Source organism: Actinomadura spongiicola (assembly GCF_003432485.1).
In the GTDB taxonomy this organism is placed as follows: domain Bacteria; phylum Actinomycetota; class Actinomycetes; order Streptosporangiales; family Streptosporangiaceae; genus Spirillospora; species Spirillospora spongiicola.
Genome location: NZ_QVNQ01000001.1, coordinates 269,335 through 290,165, shown reverse-complemented (window position 1 = coordinate 290,165; position 20,831 = coordinate 269,335). Strand labels below are relative to the sequence as shown.

Genomic DNA, 20,831 nt, shown 5'->3' with positions numbered 1-20,831 from the left:
ACAGACAAGCGCCGCCCCACGTCACAGCCGTGAGTTCCGGTGAGTGGAGGCGGATCAGTTACGCGAACCGAGGACGGTGACCTCGCTGACCTCGGCGCGCAGTTGCCCGTCCGAACCGTTGGAAAGCTTGGTGAACCACAGCAGCACGTACTGCGCGGTTCGCGGGCTGGGGAACTTGACCGACGTGGAACCGGACCGGGACGTGGTGATCGTCTGGACCTTCTGCATCGCGCTCGGATCGGACGAGTTGCCGACCTTCAGCTGGATCGTGGCTCCGGCGGATTCGGGGAGCCGGGCCTTGACCTCCTTGATCGTGACCGGCCGGCCCATGTCGAGCAGCAGCCCGACACCCTCCTTGAGGTTTCCGAACTCCGGTGACGTGTAGTAGGAGCTTCGCCAGACGGTGCCGTCCTTGCCGTCGATGGCGAGCCGCCCCTTCTCCGGGCCCTTCCCGCCGTCCTGGCCGACGGGGTCGATGCCCGCCGCGCTCTGGATGTCGAGTTCGGTGGCGGAGGGGGTGGGAGGCGCGCTGGATCTCTTCGGGTCGGCGACGCCGGTGGTGCCGGGGTCGTTCTCGGAGTCGCCGCCCATGAGGGCCCAGGCGCCGAGGCCGACGATGACGGTGAGCGCGGCCGCCGCGACGCCGAGGAGGGCGCGGTTGCCGAAGCGGCGCGGGGCGCCGTGCGCGGCGCGAGCGGGGCGGGTGGCCGCCGACGCCGGGGGCGGAGGTTCGGGCCGGTTGCGGGTCCGTGGCGGCGGGACGTGCGACGAGACCGTCGTCTCGGGGGGCGGGGCGGGCTGATGATGGTGCGAGGTTCTGGGGGCGGGCGCGGCACCGCGGCGGTGGGACGGCGGGTGCGGCGCGTTGGGCCGTCCGGCCGGTGGCGCGGGACGCGGGGTCGGCGGCTGGGGGTGGCCGAGCCCCGCGAACAGTGGCAGCGGGGTGCGGGGCACGCCGCGCAGGGCCTTGGCCAGGTCGGCGGGGGTGGCGAGCGGTTCGCCCGGTCCGATGCCGAGGCAGCGGCAGACGATCGCGTCGATCGCGTGTGAGATTCCGGCCTGGACCTGGCGGGGCGCGTGCGGAACGCCGTCGGTGGCGGGCGCGGCGGGCAGGTCGGACCGGTCGTCGTCGCCGGGCCAGTGCGCGGTGAGCGCGGCGTACAGCATCCGGCCGAGGCCGCGGACGTCGTCGCCCGCGGGGTCGTCGGAGTGCCGGTCGCCGAGGACGGCGTCGGTCGCGATACCGAGGATCTTGACGGTGCCGCCCGTCGTCCAGACCAGGTCGCGGGGCGTGAGACACAGATGCGACAGGCCCGCGGCGTGCGCGGCGGCGATCGCCTCGGCCGCCTCGTACAGCAGCGTCGCGGCGCGTCCGGGTTCGAGCGGCGCCTTGCCGAGCATGACCTCCAGGGTCTCGCCGACGACCCATTCGCTGACGACATAGGCGCTCTCGCCGCTGTCGTCGGCGTCGAACACCTGGGTGAGGCGCGGGTCGGTCAGCCGGCTCGCCGCGCGGGCGGACGTGACGACGTCGGCGATCCTGGGATTTTCGGGATCGAAGGTGCGGACGGCGACGGCCCGCGCGAGGATCTCGTCGATGGCCTTCCAGAGGGATGATCCGCCGGAGTCGCGGATGCGTTCCTCGAGACGGTAGCGGCCGGCGAGACGGGTACCGGGCTCGATGACTGACGTGCTCACGGCAACGTCCTGCACAGGTGGTCAGATCCCATGTTCGTGGCGTGGCAGCTTACGCCTCCGACCCTCCTCTTTGCGTTCCCCAGGGTGTCGCCCCGCAAGCCGTAGTCCCCCACATGGTAGTGGCTACTCGTCCGAGTGGCCGCCTTATCGCCGCGCGTCCTTTTTACTTTGCGTCTTTCCTTTGCCCGGCTTTCCGACGTCCGGCCGGGTCACCGTGCGATTTCGGGCAAGCGGGACAAAACACCTAGAGGGTCGGTGGGTCGGCCCGCGGAGCCGCCGGTCAGCGTCCCGGGAGGCGGCGGGCGAACATGGCGATCGTCGACTGGATCTCCTCCACCCGCAGCAGCTTGGCGAAGACCACGTACAGCAGGCCGCCGCCCGCGGAGCCGACGACCAGGGTGACGAGCGCCGTGAGGAGCGACCCGGTGTCGCCGAGGGCGTCCGCGACGGTGCGGGCGGCGTACGCGAGACCGATCAGCGGCCAGAGCGCGACCAGCAGCTTCAGATGTCCGCCGACGATGCGGCGCCCGTCGATGCCGCCGAGTTTGCGGCGCAGCACCAGCCAGCAGGTGAGGGCGCCGACCGTGTTGGTGACCGCGAATCCGCCCGCGATGCCGACCACGATCCACTTGACGTCCAGGACGTTGTACGCGGCGAACGCCATGACGATGTTGCACGAGACGGCGACGAGGCCGATCAGCGCGGGCGTCCGGGTGTCGCCGTGCGCGTAGAAGACCCGCAGCATCAGCTGGTACGTGGAGAACGGCACGAGCGCGATCGCGAACATCTGCATGACGCGGGCGATGACCAGGGCGTCGTCGGACGTCGTGTTGCCGTGCGCGAACAGCACCGTGGTGATCTCGGGCCCGAGCACCAGCATCAGCGCCGCCGCGGGCATGATGATCACTGAGGAGAGCCGGAGCCCGCTGGAGAACGCGGCGCGCACGTCCGCGGTCTTCCCCTCGGCCGCGAACCGGCTCATCCGCGGCAGCAGCGCGGTGATCACCGAGACGCCGACGATCGCGTAGGGGAGCTGGAACAGCTGGTAGGCGTTGAAGTACGGCGTGTACCCGTACCCTTCGCCGAACCCCTGGACGGTGGCGAGTTTCCCGGCCCGGTTCGTGAGGGCGGTGACGACGGCGAGCCCGGCCTGGGTCGCGAGGACGTACACCAGCGTCCACCCGGCCATCCGCGCGACCTCGCCGATCTCGCCGCGCTGGAAGTCCAGCCGGGGCCGCCACCGGAACCCGACCCGGCGCAGCGACGGCCACAACGCGATCGTCTGCAGGACGATCCCGCCGGTGGTGCCGAGGGACAGCAGCATCATCTGACCGTCGGAGATCGAGGACGGATCGACCCGTCCCGTCGTGACCGCCAGGAACGCGCCGCCGACCGCGATCACCACGATGTTGTTGAGCACCGGCGCCCACATCGGCGCACCGAAACTCCCGCGCGTGTTGAGGATGGCCCCCGCGAACGCGCCGACGCCGTAGAAGAAGATCTGCGGCAGGAAGAACTGCGCGAACAGGACGGCGACCCTGCGCTGGTCACCGGTGTAGCTGCCCGCGAGGACGTCGATGAACAGCGGCGCGCACAGGACCGAGACGACCGTGAGCACCCCGAGGCCGAGCACCGCGAGCGTGAAGACGCGCTGCTCGTACCGTTCGCCATAGGCGCGGTCGCGTTCCTTGGCCCGGACCAGGATCGGCACGACGACGCTCGTCAGGATGCCGCCGAGCAGCAGGTCGTAGATCTGGTTCGGGATCGTGTTGGCGGTGTTGTAGGCGTTGGCGAGCAGCCCGGTACCGAGCGCGGCGACGATGACCGCGGTACGCAGGAAGCCGGTGACACGGGACGCGAGCGTGCCGATCGCCATGATCGCGCCGGAGCGCAGGACCCCACCGGACCCGCCGCCCTTCTCACCATCGCCGGGGGCGGCGTCGACGACGGTCTCCCCGATGGGGGCCCTACCACCCGCGGTGGGGATGTCGATCGCCGTCTCGGCCGCGAGGTTTCCCGCGCCCGGAATCGGCGGGGGCCCCGGGCGCGTCGCCGGGTTCGGCGGCGCCTGCCTCCGGTGTCGCGGCCCCCGCTCTGGATATCCGGAGAACGGCTCCCCGGGCGACGACTGCCCCTGAGGCGCCTGTCCTTGAGGGAGGTGCGGGTGGTGCCCCTGACGTGCCGCTCCTTGGGACGCCGGTCCCTGAGGTGTTGGTCCTTGGGGTGCCGGTCCTTGAGGCGCTTGCCCTCGGGGGGCCTGCCCTTGGGGTGCCGGTCCGTGGGGTGCAGGACCTTGAGGCACGTGCCCTTGAGGCGCCGGCCCCTGGGGCGCTGGTCCGCGAGGTGCCGGTCCCTGGGGCGCCCAGCCGTGAGGGACGTTCCCTTGAGACGCCGGTCCATAGGGCGCCGGTCTCTGAGGTGCCGATCCCTGAGGCGGCGGTCCGTGGGGGGCTGGCCCCTGGGGCGCTGGTCCTTGAGGGGTTTGCCCTTGAGGGGCCGGTCCCTGAGGTGTAGGTCCTTGGGGTGCCGGTCCCTGAGGGGTTTGCCCGCGGGGGGCCTGCCCTTGAGGTGCTGGTCCTTGGGGGGCTTGCCCTTGGGGTCCGGGACCTTGGGGCGGTCGGCCGTAGGGAGGTCGTCCGTGTTGGGGCGGCCTTTGGGGTGCCGGGCCCTGAGGTGGTGGGCCTTGGCGCGGGCCTTGAGGTGGTCCCTGGTATGGGGAGCCCTGGTGCCGTGGGCCCTGTGCCGGGGGGTGGCCTGGTGTCGGGTAGCCCTGGCCCTGCGGCGGACGTGCGTGGGACGGGCGGCGTCCGGGCGGGTCAGCCGGGCCCGTCGGGCTGCCCTGCGCCGGATACCCCGGGCCCCGAGGGTCGCTCTGCGTGGGGTAGCCCGGTCCCGGGGAAGCGCTCTGGTCCGGAGGCGGGGGCGGGCCCTGCGTCGGGGAGCCCTGTCCCGGGTGTTCCGGGGAATTCGGCGGCGGATAGCCCGGACCCTGGGAATCCGGGTCCGGGGTACCCGTTTCCTTGTCCCGTCGTCCCTGCCGATCCCGATCCGATCGACCCGTCACCGGCTGCCTCCGATTTCCGGCGGCGCCTTGCTCTGATGGCCCGCACTCCGACGCCCACGAAGAGTACGGCAAGTCCGCCACCGGTGATGAGCAGGGCGATACGTCCGTATCCGGTGGTCCGGACGATGATGGTCTCACCGCTTCCGAACGTCCGGCCGCCCGAGTTCGGGATCACCAGCGTGAGGTCCACCTCGAAGTTGCCGTTCCCGGCGGCCTTCGCCGGAATCCAACGCTGGGCCCGTTCCCCGGGGCGCAGTTCGATCACCGCGTCCTCGGGGTCGAGTTGCCCGAGCCGCAGCTTCGCCTTGTTCTCCGACTTCGCGACGAGGCGGACCTTCACGGACTGGTTCTTCAGCGTGTTCTCCACGAGCACCGGCAGTTTGCCCGTGCTGCCGCCCATCAACACCCGTTTGTTCTTGGTGGTGACGATGCGGACGCCTTCCATGTGCTCGTCGAGTTCCGCCGCGAGGGCCCTGCGGGCGACCTTGGCGCGGCCGGGGCCCGTCCGCCACGACACCGACTCCATGCGCAGGACGGCCCGCTCGTACGAGATCACGATGTCGCCGACCATGACCGCCCGGAAAGCGGCGGCGTCCCGGGCGATGTCGCGCGTCTGTTCCAGGTGCGCGTCGCTGAGCTCCAGGGCCTCGTTGTCGTCGTCGTAGATCTGGAGGACCCTGTCCTGCGGTTTCACGGACGCGATCCTGCTCAGCGGCTGTTCCCGCAGCCAGGGCGCGTCCTTGGTGTAGGACAGCAGCCGTTCGGCGAAGCCCGGTGCCGGGTCCCACTGCCGGTCGGGCGCGACGACGACGGTCCGCGACAGGCTCGGCGTCTCCGCCGCGATCATCGCCGTCTCGGCGAGGAACCGCTGCTCGGCCAGTGCCGCCCCGGCGGCGGACTTCGTTCCCTTGCTGACGATCCGGCTGAGCTTCTCGTCGTAGACGAGCGCCGTCTTCCGGCCCGCGTTCGTCTGGACGGTCGTGGTGGCGTTCGGCATCTCCCCCGTCTGCGGGTTCTGGAACTGCGAGCTGCTCATCAGGAACGTCCCGCCGTCCTTGAGGGCGTGCTGGGCGAGTTGTCCGAGCGTTCCGCCGCCCGCCATGCCGTAGGGCGGCCACGCGACACGCACGTCCGGTGCCCGTCCGAGCGCCTTCGTCGCGACGTCGGTGTTCTTCTCGGCGAACGCGTCGGAGATGTCGCCCCACATCTTGTGCCGGACGAGGGCGACGACGTCGGGGTCGCCGTACGGGACGGTGAAGTAGGGGTCGTCCTTGGACGCGGTGTTCAGCGCCGCCAGCCAGGACGACGCGACCGTGCTCTTCTCCCTACCGGTGCGTTTTCCGTTGAACGGCTTCACGCTGTAGTCGCCGGACGCCATCGTCCGAACGTCGTCCAGGAGCGCCGGGTCGATCGCCCACGTGATCGGCGTGTCGCTCGCGCCGGCCGCGCGGACGAGCTTCGAGAGTCGCCCGCCCGGCGACATGTCCTTGGTGAGCTGGTCGTCGAAGAAGGTCTGGTCGCTGGTGCGGTGCATGCGGTCGATCAGCGGCCAGACCCAACCGACCGTCACCGGTTTGGAGAGGTTGTTCTTCGGCATGAACGTCAGGAAGGTCGTCATGCCGCCGACGACCTGTTGCGCGGAGTTGAGTACCTCCACGCCGACCGGGTAGACGCCGGGCGCGCCTCCCGGAGGTCGCAGCCGCAGGGCCTGGGTGCTGGTCCTGAACGTCCAACGCTGCTCCGCGCCGGGGTCCTTCGCGCCGGGGAGTTGCTGTTGCGGACCGATGTTGGGCAGCTGGCCTGGTTGGCCGGACGCGAGCTGGTCGAGCTGGCTGCGGCTGGTGACGGGTTGCGCGCTGTAGCGCAGCCGGAGGGTGAGGCCGGGGAGCTGTTCGTCCGTCCGGTTCCTGGCCAGCCCGGCGATCTCGATCCGGGAGTTCTCGCGGACGGGTTTCGGAGTGAGCCTGGTGAGCGCGAGCCCCACGGGCGTGCGCTCCCGCGCCTGCGCCGGAGCCTGCGCGGTCTTCGCGGCGGCGGGGGCGGCCAGAGTCGCGGGTGCCGCCATGGCGAGGCAGGACAGCAGGGCGGCCAGCGCGACCGCGCGCCTGACCCTCCTCACGCCGTATCCGACCGGCAGCCGCCCGAGGCCGTGCCCGCCCCGGAACGGCGGGCGTCGATGTCCCCCACCACGGCCCCGATGGTAGTCCGCCGCGGGGCTCTGTCAGACCGTCCGGTCCACCTGTGGCATGGATCGGTATCGCTCGACCGCCGCCCCACTGTGATCCCGGTGAGTTCAGACGACCGTGTGTCGTGGTTCGGTTCGTGTGGCGAGGGACGAGCCACGGAAGAGAACGGACGGTTCCGCGTGACAGAGCCCGTACAGGGTGCGCCCTCGAATGCCGAGTGCCGTCGACGCCTCGCCGGTGGCCGTGTAGACGACCTTGTCCGCTGGGTGACCGTCCACCAAGCGCTGGTCGATGAGGAGCGGCATGTCGTCCGGCAGGAGGAGAGGGCAGACGAGTCCGGCCGCGTATTCGGTGACGGCGTTGACGACGTCGGCGCGGGCCGGGTGGACGGCGTCGGCGCCGACAACCCGTCGCACCGCGTCCGTGGACGGTCGTTCGCCCGCCGGGACGATCACTCCGGTCAGGAACGCCCTGTCCCGACCGTCGCAGGCGTAGACGCGTGTCACCAGGCAACGGTCGGCGGGTAGGCCGAGCGCCTTGGGGAGCTCGTCGGCGTGAACCAGCGCGACGGGAAGTCGCACGATCTCGTGCAGCGCCTCCAGTTCGAGCAGCGCGCGGTGGATGGCGAGGGCGTCCTTCATGTTGGCTCCATCCCGCGGGGGTTCCTCCCGCTCACCCCCGGACCTGAGTTGTCCCGACACCCCGTGCTCCACAAGTCGTGGAATATCCCCATATGCCCGAGACGTCTGGCTTAACCCAGCGCGTGTAGTGCGTGAAGCCCTCCCGATGCGCCTGCGCCGCAGGTGCGGCGGACCGTGGCCCTTCGAGATCCCGCTACCGTTGTGCGTGCGGGGGGCTCATCGGAGGTCGCCCCGGCGTTCACCGCAGTGCCCAGAACGTAACTCGGGGATCGTCACATGTGAAGAGCCTCGGGCCTCGGCCCCGCAAGGACTCCCGTGCGGCATCCGCTGATCACCGGAAAGTCTTTTGTCAGCCCGTCTACCAAGGAAATACGCTCGATGGCCGTGCCCAACCAGAACGTGACCCCGGAGGCCTCGCGGCGCACCGCGATCGCCGAGCTGCTACGCCGTATCGCGCCCGTCGCCGACGACCTCGGCGTCAGGTTCGCGGCGGCCGGTCACGAACTGTCGCTGGTCGGCGGCCCCGTCCGGGACGCGTTGCTGCGCCGTCCGACCAAGGACGTCGACCTGACCACCGACGCGCCCCCCGAACGCACCCTGGAGCTCATTCGGGGCTGGGCGGACGCGCACTGGACGATCGGCATCGAGTTCGGCACGGTCGGCCTCCGCAAGGACGGCGTCGAGCTGGAGATCACGACGTATCGCAGCGAGTCCTACGACCCGAAGTCCCGCAAGCCCAGCGTGTCGTACGGGACGTCCCTGGTGGAGGACCTGCGCCGCCGCGACTTCGCGGTGAACGCGATGGCGGCGCGGCTGCCCGGCCACGAGTTCGTCGACCCGTTCGGCGGTCTCGTCGACCTGCAACGCAAGGTGCTCCGGACCCCCGGCCGCCCCGAGGACTCGTTCAACGACGACCCGCTGCGGATGCTGCGCGCCGCCCGGTTCGCGTCCCAGCTCGGCTTCACGGTCGCGCCGGACGTCGTCCAGGCGATGACGGACATGGCCGAACGCATCGAGATCGTCTCCGCGGAACGGGTCCGGGACGAGCTGTCAAAACTGATCTGCGGCCGGTACCCACGGGAGGGCCTCGCGCTGCTCGTCGACACGGGCCTCGCCGCGTACGTCCTGCCCGAACTGCCGAAGCTGCGGCTGGAGATCGACGAGCACCACCGGCACAAGGACGTGTACGAGCACTCGCTGATCGTCCTGGAACAGGCGATCGCCCAGGAGAAGGAGGGGCCCGACCTCGTCCTGCGGCTCGCGGCGCTCCTGCACGACATCGGCAAGCCGCGCACCCGCCGGTTCGAACCGGGCGGACGGGTGTCGTTCCACCACCACGAGGTCGTCGGCGCGAAGATGGCCAACAAGCGGCTGTCGGCGCTGCGCTACTCGAAGGACGTCATCGCCGACGTGTCCCGGCTGGTCGAGCTGCACCTGCGCTTCCACGGTTACGGCACCGGCGAATGGACGGACTCGGCCGTCCGCCGCTACGTCCGGGACGCGGGCCCGCTGCTGTCGCGGCTGCACAAGCTCACCCGCGCCGACTGCACGACCCGCAACAAGCGGAAGGCCGACCGCCTTCGCCGCACCTACGACGACCTCGAACGCCGGATCGAGCGGCTCGCGCAGGAAGAGGAACTGGCGTCCATCCGCCCGGAGATCGACGGGAACGAGATCCAGGAGATCCTCGGCATCACCCCGGGCCCGCTCGTCGGGAAGGCGTACCGCTTCCTCCTCGACCTGCGCCTCGACCGCGGCGTCATCGGCAAGGACGCGGCCGCGGACGAACTACGCCGCTGGGCCGCCAAGGAGGGCATCCTCCCCGGCGAGGCGGCCGAATGATCCCGTTGCAGCTCGGTCGGATGAGCCCCCGGGAGACCGAGCGGCTGCTGGAGTTCGACCGTGAGCATGTCTGGCATCCGTACTCGCCGATGCCCGCGTCCGCTCCCGTCCAGCCGGTGGTGTCGGCGGACGGGGTCAGGTTGACGCTCGCCGACGGCACCGAGCTGATCGACGGGATGTCGTCGTGGTGGGCGGCCGTGCACGGCTACAACCACCCGAAGCTGAACGCGGCCGTGACCGGGCAGCTCGGAAAGATGGCGCACGTCATGTTCGGCGGGCTCACCCACCCGCCCGCCGTCCGGCTCGCGGAGCGGCTGGTCGAGATCACGCCGGAGCCCCTGACGAAGGTGTTCTTCGCCGACTCCGGATCCGTCGCGGTCGAGGTCGCGATCAAGATGACGTTGCAGTACTGGCGGTCGCAGGGGAGGCCCGAGCGGCGGCGGCTGCTGACCGTCCGCGGCGGCTACCACGGTGACACGTTCGGTGACATGGCCGTGTGCGACCCGGTGAACGGCATGCATCACCTGTTCACCGACGTCCTCAGCCAGCACGTGTTCGCGCCCCAGCCGCCGCTCGGATACTCCGCCGAACCCGACACCGGGTACCTGGACGAGCTGTCGCGCCTCGCCGCCGAGCACGCGGACGAACTCGCCGGAATCATCGTCGAGCCGATCGTGCAGGGCGCCGGCGGCATGCGGTTCTACGCCCCGGAGTACCTGAGCGCGCTTCGCGACATCGCCGACGAGCACGGGCTTCTCCTGGTGCTGGACGAGATCGCCACCGGCTTCGGCCGGACGGGTGAGCTGTGGGGCTGCGACCACGCCGAGGTCGTCCCCGACATCATGTGCCTCGGCAAGGCCATGACCGGCGGCTACATGACCATGGCCGCCACGCTGTGCACGGACCGCGTCGCCCACGGCATCACCTCCGGCGAGGCCGGTGTCCTCATGCACGGCCCCACGTACATGGCCAACCCGCTGGCGGCGGCGGTCGCGTCGGCGTCCATCGACCTGCTGATGTCCCGCGACTGGCGGGACGAGGTGGACACCATCGAGGCGATCCTGACCACCGAGCTGCTCGGCGCCGCGGACCTGCCCGGGGTGGCGGACGTCCGCGTACTGGGCGCGATCGGCGTGGTCGAGGCGCGCGAACCGGTGGACGTCCCGTCCGTCCAGGAGATCGCCATGGCGCACGGGGTATGGCTCCGCCCCTTCGGCAAGCTGATCTACACCATGCCCCCGTACATCTGCACGGACGACGAAGTCCACCACATCGCCACCGCCGTCACCGCCATAGCCGAATCCCTCTGACCCAGAGCGCCCGCCACAGTGCGAGCGCGTTACCTGGTTGAGGAGGCGACGCCGAAGGCGAGCCTCCTCAACCAGATCGCGAAGCGATGCCGCGCTCGCCGATCACGGTCAGGGTTGCGAGCCGTCAGGCGAGTGGCCCTGAGCGGGATTTCGTCAGCACAGCCGCGCTCGCCGATCACGGTCAGGGTTGCGAGCCGTCAGGCGAGTGGCCCTGAGCGGGATTTCGTCAGCACAGCCGCGCTCGCCCGATCACGGTCAGGGTTGCGAGCCGTCAGGCGAGTGGCCCTGAGCGGGATTGAAGGAGTACAGCCGGGCGCGGGAGGTCGCGGTTCGGTAGGCGACGGCGCCTGCGGCGTAGGCGGCGGTTACGGCGAGGAGGGTGATCTCGGCGCGGCCGTCTGAGGGGAGCCAGGTCGCGGCGGCTGCCGCCGCGGCGGCGAACATGGCGTTGAACAGCATGTCGTAGACGGCGAAGACCCGGCCCCGGTAGGCGTCGTCGATGGTTTCCTGCAATGTCGTGTCGACGCACAGTTTCACGCCCTGCGACGCGACACCCAGGACGAATCCGGCGGCGGCCCAGGAGCGTTCGGTGAACGGCAGTCCGAGGCCGAGCAGGCTCAACGCCGCCGCGGTGAGCAGCCACGAGACCCACGCCTGCTTGCTGATCCGCCGCACCACCGGCGGAGTGATGAGCGCGGCGGTGAAGTAGCCGGCGCCGGTCAGGCCGAGCATGACCGCGAACGTTTCCAGGCCCGCGTCGGGGTCGTCCGCGAAGTGGTTGCGGCACAGCAGCAACGTCATGATCAGGATGACGCCGTACAGGAACCGGTGGAACGCGATCGCGCCGAGTGCCAGGGCGGCCTGCGGTCGCTGCGCGAGGTGCCGGGCTCCGTCGACCAGGCCGTCCACGACGCCGCCCAGGGCCTCCGTGATCCGCGGCGCGTTCGGGCGGGTGTCGGGGACGACGGCGTCCTCGGACGGGTGCGGGCCCAACAGTTGCCGGGGCAGTCTCGTCGCGATGATTCCGGCGACGAGGAACATCCCGGCCGCCGACACGAGGATCAGCGCCGTGCCGCCGTCGCCGGCGCCGAAGACGCGGCGCAGGAGGTAACCGATGCCGCCGCCGACGAACGCGATGACCGTCCCGGACGTCACCGAGAACGCGTTCGCCGTCACCAGATGGTCGCGCCGCACCACATGCGGGAGCGCCGCGGAGAGCGCGGCGAGGAAGAAGCGGTTCACGCCGAGGACGACGAGTACGCCGACGAAGAGGGCCGGTCCGTCCCGCCCGGCCGCCGCCACCCCCGCGACGAGCAGGACGAGGACGGCCCGCAGCACGGGTGTCCACACCAGGATCTGCCGCCGCCGCCACCGGTCGATGAACACCCCGGCGAACGGGCCGAGCGCCGAGTACGGCAGCAACGTCACGGCGAACGCGGCCGCGGCCTTCGCAGCCGTCGTCTGCCGTTCGGGCGAGAAGAAGACGTACCCCGCCAGCGCCACCTGGAAGACGCCGTCGGTCAGCTGCGAGGCCAGCCGTGTCCCGTAAAGCCGCCGGAAGTCCCGACCGCGCAGGATCGCCGGCAGTTCAGCTGCCTTCACCTGATCACTTTATGCGCTCCGGCGACGGGCGCTCCGATCAGTCCAGCCAGAGGCGGGTGTAGTCGTAGCCGGCGGTGGTGGGGAGGAAGTGGGTGCCGTGGACGCGGGCCGAGCGGTACAGCGTGTGGGATCGGTTGAGCAGCGGCACGATCGCGGCGTCCTGCATGATCTTCTGGTCGGCCCGCTGCCAGTGGACGGCGGCGCGGGACGGGTCGGGCGCGGTCAGGGCCGCGTCGATCAGGGCGTTGACCTGGGGGTTGTTGTAGCCGCCGTAGTTGGTGGAGTTCTGGCCGTAGCCGCGTCCGTCAAAGAGCGGCTGGATGATGGAGCGGCCGTTGTTGCCGTACCAGTCGGGCGTCCAGCCGGGGGCGGCGATGTCCCATTCGCCCGCGCGGGCCTTCGCGGGGGTGGCGATGGTGTCGGCGTAGAAGGAGCCGCTGGAGTCGGCCGTGAGCACGGTCTTCACACCGCAGGAGTCCAGATTCTCCGCGATGGACTGGGCGATCAGCTTGTGGACGCTGTTGGTGCGGTACGGGAACTTCAGCGTGAGACTCGGATGCCCCGTCCGGCCCAGTAGCTGGCGACACTTCGTGGAATTGCCGGATTCGGCGGGCGTCGGGTAGTGGTCGGCGGGCGCGTATCCGGAGTTGCCCGGTGGGATGACCGTGTGCAGGGGCCTCGCCACCGACGGGCCGCCGACGATCTTGACGAGGGCGCTGCGGTCGATGGCGTACTCCAGCGCCTGTCTGACCTCGCGTCTGCCGAGGGCGCCGCCGTTGTTGGGGCTGCGCGTGTTGAACACCAGGTAGGGGCTGTTGTTCGGCGTCTCCATGATCGCGAAGCGGGGGTCGTCGCGCAGGCCCGGGATCGCGGACGTCGGAACGGGCTGGTCCCAGGCGAGGTCGGCGACGCCCTGCTCGATCTGTTGCTGGACGGTCTCCGGCGAGTCCTGCCCGAGGGTGATCCGGATCTTCTCGACATGCCGTTCGCGGAGCGGGTCGCCGTCGGGCCGCCAGGCGGGGTTGCGGGTGAGCAGGTACGACAGGCCCGGCCGGTAGTCGGTGATCTGGTACGGGCCGTTGGAGATCGTGTGCCGCCGGAACTCCGGCCCGTCCGGTATGTACCGGTCGTACTCCTGGGGCGCGGCGGCGGTGGACGGCAGCGAGAGCAGATGGAGGAAGTCGCTGGCGGGACGCTTCAACGCGAACACGAGCGTCGTGTCGTTCTCGGCGCGGACCCCTTCGATGTCGTGGTCGCGCTGGTAGGCGGCCATCGCCGCGGCGTCGCGGGGGTTGACCGTGCCGAAGCCGCGGCAGAACTCGTCCATGCCCCTGAGTGTGGAGATGAAGTACCCCTTGCCGGCGGACGGCGACGCCGGGTTGCACAGCCGTTCGAAGCCGCGGACGAAGTCGTGCGCGGTCACCGGCCGGGGCGGCTTCGTGTTCCACCGGACGCCATCGCGCAACGTCACCGTGTAGACGCGGTGGTCCTTGCTGACGTCGCCGTTCTCCCGCGTCGGGATCCGGGCGGCCACGTCGGGCCGTACGGGGATCGTCTCCTGGAGGTCGTTGGCGGCACGCGTCCCGAACAGTGTCCGCGCGAACGTGCGGACGAGCCCGTACGCGCCGACGCTGGCGGCCGACGTGGGGTCGAGGTGTTCGACGTCGGACGAGCCGACGATCCGCAGCATGCCGCCGTCGCGGGGCCGTCCGGCGGCGGACGCGTCGTCGCCTCCCCCGGCGCACGCGGCCAGCCCGAACGCGAGACCGGTCAGCCCCAGCATCACCTTGATCATCTCGCGTGCCATCACGCTCTCACCTCACGACTTCGGGACGTGGCGAGCAGTAACCCGTGGTGTCACAGTAGGGCCAGAGCGTGACAAAGGACTGGTACATCACCGTTTCTCTGCGCAAGTAAGGACGCCCTGACAGTGGTTGTCCACTGCCAGGGCGTCCCTTGAGAACTCCGTGACGAGGCTTACGGCGCGCCTCGGTTGCGCGCGCCGACCTCCCGCTCGGCGTCCGGTCTAGCGGTCGATCTCGCCGCGGATGAACTTCTCCACGGCCTCCTGCGCCTGGTCGTCGTTGTACTGCTCCGGCGGCGACTTCATGAAGTAGGAGGACGCCGACAGGATCGGTCCGCCGATACCCCGGTCCTTGGCGATCTTCGCGGCGCGCACCGCGTCGATGATCACACCGGCGGAGTTCGGGGAGTCCCAGACCTCCAGCTTGTACTCCAGGTTGAGGGGCGTGTCGCCGAACGACTTGCCCTCCAGCCGGACGTAGGCCCACTTGCGGTCGTCCAGCCACGGCACGTGGTCGGACGGGCCGATGTGCACGTCCGCCTTCGCCATCTCGTGCGGGATCTGCGACGTCACCGACTGCGTCTTGGAGATCTTCTTCGACTGGAGGCGCTTGCGCTCCAGCATGTTCATGAAGTCCATGTTGCCGCCGAAGTTGAGCTGGTACGTGCGCAGCAGCTCAACGCCGCGGTCCTCGAACAGCCGGGCCATCACCCGGTGCGTGATGGTCGCGCCGACCTGCGACTTGATGTCGTCGCCGACGATCGGGACGCCCGCGTCGGTGAACTTCCGGGCCCACTCGGGGTCGCTGGCGATGAACACCGGCAGCGCGTTCACGAACGCGACCTTGGCGTCGAGGGCGCACTGGGCGTAGAAGCGGTCGGCCTCCTCCGAGCCCACCGGCAGGTACGACACGAGGACGTCCACCTCGGCGTCCTTCAGCGCCTGCACCACGTCGACCGGCTCGGCGTCGGACTCGTCGACCATGTTCAGGTAGTACTCGCCGAGGCCGTCGAACGTGTGGCCGCGCTGGACGGTCACGCCGGTCGGCGGGACGTCGGCGAACTTGATCGTGTTGTTCTCGCTGGCGTGGATGGCCTCGGACAGGTCCATCCCGACCTTCTTGGCGTCCACGTCGAACGCCGCGACGAACTCGACGTCGCCCACGTGGTAGTCGCCGAACTGCACGTGCATCAGGCCGGGGACTCGCGTATCGGGGGCCGCGTCCTTGTAGAACTCGACACCCTGGACGAGCGAAGAGGCGCAGTTGCCCACACCCACGATGGCCACGCGCACCGAACCCATCCGGTTGCTCCTTCTCTTTGCGATTGCGATCCTCGCCCGCCCGGAGGGCGACCGCCACCTTCGCGGTGGGGTTCGCCTGTCCGGGGTGGGCCGCCCTCAGCGGCCTCTGTCCCGAGGCTTGTCCTGTTTGCTTTGGTCGTTTCTGGCTTGCTGTTCCTGCTCGGCCCGCTCACGCCCGATGAGCTCGTTGAGCCATCTGACCTCGCGTTCGACCGACTCCAGCCCGTGGTTCTGCAGTTCCAGCGTGTAGGAGTCGACTCGCTCGCGGGTCCGCGCCAGGGCGGCGCGGACGCTCTCCAGGCGTTCCTCCAGCCGGCTGCGCCGACCTTCGAGGATTCGCAGCCGGACGTCGGCGCGGGTGTAGGAGAAGAAGGCGAAGTGCACGCCGAACCCCTCGTCCTCCCACGCCGCCGGACCGGCCTCGGTGAGGAGCTGCTGGAGGCGCTCCTTGCCGTCCGCGGTGAGCTTGTAAACGATCTTCGACCGGCGGCTCTGCAGTGCCAGCGCCGTGTTCGGCTCCTCCGGCCGGTCCTCGATGATCAGCCCGTTGGCGAGGAGCTGCTTGAGGCACGGGTAGAGGGATCCGTACGAGAAGGCGCGGAACATGCCCAGCAGGGTGTTGAGTCGCTTGCGCAGCTCGTACCCGTGCATCGGGGACTCGTGCAGCAGGCCGAGCACGGCGAGCTCCAGCACGCCCGCGCCCTTCCTGGCCGCCATCGTCCCACCCCCGTAGAGCCGGATGTCTCGATCCGATGTATCGAGTGAATGTATCGACTCGATACATCGCCAAGATACGTAGTCCGGCCCGCCCTGGCAAGTGGCGATCTGTTCGTCCGGCCGTCCGGGGGCTCACCCTGCGGGTATGCGGGCGTCGGGCGACCTTCGGATCGAAGCTGGTCGCCGAGTACGCGCTCGCGAAGCGCGGACGCGTGTCGAGTCGCCGGGGTCTACGGGGACGAGCCGGACCGCCGCGCCGGACGCGGGGAGGCCACCGCCGAACTCGCCTGGTCGGACCGCAAAAACGGAGAATTCAGGGTGTATGTGACGGAAGTATGCCAAAGTTGCGCATGGAAGCATCTGGCCAAGTCGTATGTCCTCGGCTGCGGGGTGCAGGACCCCGAGCGGTAGACCAGTGAGGAGGAACCACCGGCCGTAGCGTCCGGCCGGGGCGTTGACCAGCCGGTACACACCTTCGCCGTGCACATGCTCCCCCCGCTCACCAGCCCGCACAGTACGCTCTTCGGACGGCGCACGAGCCGCCCTGAGCCGGTGGGTGACCCCGGCCCTCGGCAGCAACCGTTGTCCCCTGTTGATGAGGTCGCGTGAGTAATCCAAGCCAGCCCCGACCGGAACCCGGGTCGCAGAGGCCGGGCGGGCAGCACAACCCCCGTCCCGGCGATTCTGGCGAGCCCGGACAGCCGGATGCCCCCCGCGAGCACAGTGCGCCCGGGCAGCAGGACCAGCCACCGAACTTCATGGGCGACCCCGGCTCCCCTCCGACGGCCCCCACCCCCGCCGTCCCGCCCGCGCCACCGAACTCTCCGATGGGCGCGACCCCGCCGCCGGGGACGCCCCTTCCCCCCGGACCGCCGAGCGGCCACGGCATCCCGAGCGCGCTGAACTCCTCCTCGCCGGGCGGAGCACCAAACTCCCCGGACGAGCCGGACCCGGCCGACGTACTGGGCATGCCCAGATTCTCGAACCAGCCGAGCGGCACGAACACACCGACCGGCCCCACCGAACCTGGCGCCGAAGCGCCAATGAGCGCGACCCCGCCGAGCACCGGCAGCACACCGTCTTTCGGTACGCCGAACGTTTCTCCCAACGGGCCGGGCGCCACCGAAGCGCCGATGGGTTCTGTTCCGCCGAGCGGCAGCACGCCGTCTTTTGGTACGCCGGGTGTGCCTCCCACTGGGCCGGGTGCTGGCGAAGCGCCGATGGGCTCGGTCCCGGCGGGCAGTAGCAGCACGCCGGGTTTCGGAACGCCGGGTGTGTCTCCCAGCGGACCGAGTGGTCCCAGCCTTGGCCCCGCCGAACCGGGCGCCGCCGACGCGCCGATGGGCGCGATGCCGCCGAGCGGCGGCAGCACGCCGTCTTTTGGTACGCCGGGTGTGCCTCCCACTGGGCCGGGTGCTGGCGAAGCGCCGATGGGCTCGGTCCCGCCGGGCAGTAGCAGTACGCCGGGTTTCGGTATGCCGAACGTTTCTCCCAACGGGCCGGGCGCCGCCGAAGCGCCGCCGAGCGGCGGCAGCACGCCGGGTTTCGGAACGCCGGGTGTGCCTCCCAGCGCACCGAGCGGCCCCGCCGAAGCGCCGATGGGCTCGGTTCCACCGGGGAGTGGTAACACGCCGACTTTCGGTACACCGGCTTTCGGTACGCCGAGTGTGCCTGCCGGGCCGGGTGGACCCGGTGCCTTCGATGCGCCCCAACCGCCACTGTCTCCCAGTGTGTCCGGTGGAGGCGGCACGCCGCAGGGGCCCATGGGACCAGGTGGTTTTGAGTCCGGTGGGGCTTATCCGCCGGGCGGGCCGATGGGCTCGCCTCCGCTCGGCGGCCCTGGCCTGCCGAACGGCGGTACGCCTGGCCCCGGCGCGCCCTTTGGCTCCGCGTTGGGCAACGCCTCCGGACCCGCCGGGCCCGGGGCGCCTCCCCAGGGTGTCGGTCCTGGTCCTGGGGTCCCGGGTGGGCCGGGGGCGCCAGTGCCCGGTGGGACGCCGGGTGCGTTCGGTATGGGTCGAGCGGTCGGCGGGACGGGGCGGCACGCCGCCGGTGGCGCGGCATTCGGGACGGCCGGGAACGGCGTCCGCGAGAAGCTCGGCGGGCTCGGGAAGGTCGGGCAGGATCTCGGATCGAAGGTCACCGCCAGATTCCGTGGCCGTGGCACCCGCGCCGCCAATCGCTCCGGCGGTCCCGGAGTGCCCGGAGGCCCCGGAGGCCCCGGCGGGCCTGGAGGTCCCGGAGGGCCTGGAGGGACGCCGCCCGGGACGGGTAAGCGCCCGCCGAAGACGTTCATCGATCACCTGCGTTCCCGGGGGACGGGATGGCGCAAGTACCTGCCGTCCTGGAAGGTCGTGGCCGGTGTCTGCGGCCTCGGGATCGCGGCGTTCGTCACGCTGATCTGGGTCGCCTACGCCAACACGCCGACACCCGCCGAACCCACGGTGGCCGGCGTCGAGGACCAGGCCTCGATCTTCTACTACACCGACGGCAGCGAGATCGGACGGATCGGCAAGAAACGGCAGAGCGTCGAGCTGAACAAGGTGCCGCCGATCGTCCAGGACGCCGTGCTGGCCGCGGAGAACCGCAGCTTCCGCACCGACCCCGGCTTCTCGGTCAAGGGAACGACACGGGCCGTGTGGAAGAACCTGACCGGCGGGTCGGGCGGTGGGTCCACGATCACGCAGCAGCTCGCGAAGAACTACTACTCCGACCCGAACAACCGGACCGTCAACCGGAAGTTCAAGGAACTGTTCATCTCGCTGAAGCTGGAAGAGCGTTACACCAAGGACGAGATCCTCAAGCTGTACCTGAACACCATCTACTTCGGTCGCGACACGTACGGCATCCAGGCGGCGTCCCGCGAGTACTTCGGGACGGACGTGTGGAAGCTCAAGCCCGACCAGGCCGCGTTCCTCGGCGGCATCATCCAGAATCCCAACCGTGACCCGGGTGACAAGGAAAACCAGGCGTGGGTGACCGGGAGGTACCAGTACACGCTCAAGGGCATGGTCTCGATGGGCAAGCTAAGCCAGGCCGAGGCCGACAAGTACATGAACAAGCTGCCCGCGATCAAGGAGGCGGGCACCGGTAACCAGCTTTACGGCGGGCAGCGCGGCTACATGTTGATGCGGGCCAAGGAGGAGCTTCGCAGGCAGGGCATCGACAACAAGGAGCTGACGACCAAGGGCCTGCGCGTCTACACGACGTTCGACCGCAAGCGGATGGCGATGGCCAAGCGGGCGGCGGAGAAGACCGTCCCGCAGGTCAATCCGAAGAAGCTGGCGCAGAAGAAGATCCGCGTCGGGCTGGTCTCGGTGAACAGCGCGAACGGTGAGGTCATCGCGTTCTACGGCGGCCCCGACTACCTGGACCAGGCGTTCGACAACGTGTGGCAGGGGAGGGCGCAGGCCGGGTCGGCGATGAAGCCGTACGTGCTGGCGACGGCTCTGAAGCAGAACTACAGCCTCAAGAGCATGGTGGAGGGCCGGTCGAGGATCCCGATCAACTCCGAGGGCAACGTCGTCCCGGAGGGCGACGCGTCGGGGGTGAGGGTGCCGAACAGCCATGAGGTGGCCCCGGCGGTCAACCTCATCACGGCGACGGAGGAGTCGGTGAACACCGCGTTCATCCAGCTGATGGGCAAGGTGGGCATCGAGGAGGTCATCAAGACCGAGACCGACGCCGGCATCGCGGCCGATCTCCTGAAGCCGCACGCCTGCTGCCTGAACCTGGCGCTGGGCGTCAACGACATCCGTCCGATCGAGCAGGCGGCGGGCTACGCCGTGTTCGCGAACGGCGGCATGTACCACCAGCCGCACGTGATCCGGCTGGTCAAGCAGACCGACAACAAGACGGTGCGGCTCAAGCCGAAGTACGTCAAGCGCAAGGTGTTCAGCCCGCGGGTCGCGGCGGACGCCACCTACGCGATGCGCCAGGTCGTCCTGGGCGGCACCGCGACGGCGGCGCGGCTACCGGACGGACGCCAGGCCGCCGGCAAGACCGGGACGACCGACCGCAACGTCGCGACATGGTTCGTCGGGTACGTGCCGCAGGTCTCCACCGCGGTGACGCTGTACAACGACGCGGTGGGGCCGGACAAGAAGAAGAAGTCGGTGATCCTGCCGGGGATCGGACAGGTCGAGGGCGGCACGATTCCCGCCCGCATCTGGCGGTCCTACATGTCCGACGCGTTGCGCGGCATCGACGCCAAGCAGTTCCCGCCGCCCGTGTGGGGCGGAATCACCCAGACGTGGGCGAAGCCCCCGGAGGAGAAGAAGCCGAAGAAGCCGCCGTGGTGCGACGGGCCGCTGGGTCAGTACGACCCGCGCTGCCGGGACGACGGCGACGGACCCGGCCCCGGCGGTCCCGGCGGGGGCGGCAGGCCGCCGTGCCAGTCGCCGTTCCCCGACCCCACCTGCGACCCGAACCGGCCGCCGAGCAACCCGCCGCCGCGGTGGTGGTGCAACATGCACCAGGGCCACCCCGCCTGCCGGTTCCGGCGGGACGGAGACGGCCGCGGTCTCAACCGGCCGAACGCCGCGAACGTCATTCCATTGATGCCGCCGGGAAGGCCCCCGGAATGAACCGGGGGGCCGTCCCGTCCGAACAATTCCACCGACTCGCCTCGTGCCGACGAGGCGAGACGAATACAACACATGTCCG

General features: G+C 70.2%; 12 protein-coding genes. 4 read left to right on the top strand and 8 right to left on the bottom strand.

What is annotated here, in order from left to right:
* Positions 1-54 precede the first annotated feature (54 nt).
* The 4 genes from D0T12_RS01395 to D0T12_RS01375 all read right to left on the bottom strand — a co-directional run bounded on the left by D0T12_RS01395 (position 55) and on the right by D0T12_RS01375 (position 7,589).
* Positions 55-1,698: a protein kinase family protein gene (locus D0T12_RS01395; protein WP_117397398.1), complete on the bottom strand. Its 1,644-nt coding sequence runs from the start codon at positions 1,696-1,698 to the stop codon at positions 55-57.
* A 280-nt stretch (positions 1,699-1,978) separates the two neighbouring features.
* Positions 1,979-3,592, bottom strand: coding sequence for a murein biosynthesis integral membrane protein MurJ (murJ, locus tag D0T12_RS01390; RefSeq protein ID WP_267900387.1), 1,614 nt, complete (start codon positions 3,590-3,592; stop codon positions 1,979-1,981).
* 922 nt (positions 3,593-4,514) lie between these two features.
* A complete protein-coding gene (locus tag D0T12_RS01380) occupies positions 4,515-6,881 on the bottom strand; it encodes a DUF6049 family protein (protein WP_117397395.1) in 2,367 nt (788 codons plus the stop codon).
* Between the two features lie 174 nt (positions 6,882-7,055).
* The gene (locus tag D0T12_RS01375; RefSeq protein ID WP_117397394.1) at positions 7,056-7,589 is read right to left on the bottom strand and encodes a YbaK/EbsC family protein; all 534 of its coding nucleotides are present in this window, start codon (positions 7,587-7,589) and stop codon (positions 7,056-7,058) included.
* A 378-nt stretch (positions 7,590-7,967) separates the two neighbouring features.
* On the opposite strand from D0T12_RS01375, the gene D0T12_RS01370 reads away from it, so the two are divergent.
* Both D0T12_RS01370 and D0T12_RS01365 read left to right on the top strand, forming a co-directional pair.
* Positions 7,968-9,431 (top strand): CCA tRNA nucleotidyltransferase, encoded by a 1,464-nt coding sequence (locus tag D0T12_RS01370; protein ID WP_117397393.1) that lies wholly within the window; start codon positions 7,968-7,970, stop codon positions 9,429-9,431.
* The gene (locus D0T12_RS01365; protein ID WP_199487229.1) at positions 9,428-10,741 is read left to right on the top strand and encodes an adenosylmethionine--8-amino-7-oxononanoate transaminase; all 1,314 of its coding nucleotides are present in this window, start codon (positions 9,428-9,430) and stop codon (positions 10,739-10,741) included. Before D0T12_RS01370 ends, D0T12_RS01365 begins: the two co-directional genes overlap by 4 nt.
* Positions 10,742-10,996: 255 nt before the next feature.
* Here D0T12_RS01365 and D0T12_RS01360 read toward each other — a convergent pair whose 3' ends face one another.
* The 4 genes from D0T12_RS01360 to D0T12_RS01345 all read right to left on the bottom strand — a co-directional run bounded on the left by D0T12_RS01360 (position 10,997) and on the right by D0T12_RS01345 (position 16,166).
* Positions 10,997-12,343 carry an MFS transporter gene (locus tag D0T12_RS01360; protein ID WP_117397392.1) on the bottom strand — a complete coding sequence of 449 codons (1,347 nt, stop codon included), beginning with the start codon at positions 12,341-12,343 and terminating at the stop codon, positions 10,997-10,999.
* A gap of 37 nt (positions 12,344-12,380) precedes the next feature.
* On the bottom strand, positions 12,381-14,150 hold the full coding sequence (locus D0T12_RS01355; RefSeq protein WP_233525788.1) for an ABC transporter substrate-binding protein: 1,770 nt from the start codon (positions 14,148-14,150) through the stop codon (positions 12,381-12,383).
* 219 nt (positions 14,151-14,369) lie between these two features.
* Positions 14,370-15,449, bottom strand: a complete 1,080-nt coding sequence (locus tag D0T12_RS01350) for an inositol-3-phosphate synthase (protein WP_117397391.1) — start codon at positions 15,447-15,449, stop codon at positions 14,370-14,372.
* A 96-nt stretch (positions 15,450-15,545) separates the two neighbouring features.
* Positions 15,546-16,166 (bottom strand): PadR family transcriptional regulator, encoded by a 621-nt coding sequence (locus D0T12_RS01345; protein WP_117397390.1) that lies wholly within the window; start codon positions 16,164-16,166, stop codon positions 15,546-15,548.
* A 48-nt stretch (positions 16,167-16,214) separates the two neighbouring features.
* Between D0T12_RS01345 and D0T12_RS37265 the strand changes: the two genes are divergently transcribed.
* Positions 16,215-16,577, top strand: a complete 363-nt coding sequence (locus tag D0T12_RS37265; RefSeq protein WP_117397389.1) for a DUF5318 family protein — start codon at positions 16,215-16,217, stop codon at positions 16,575-16,577.
* A gap of 1,601 nt (positions 16,578-18,178) precedes the next feature.
* A complete protein-coding gene (locus D0T12_RS01335) occupies positions 18,179-20,752 on the top strand; it encodes a transglycosylase domain-containing protein (protein ID WP_117397388.1) in 2,574 nt (857 codons plus the stop codon).
* Positions 20,753-20,831: the final 79 nt, after the last annotated feature.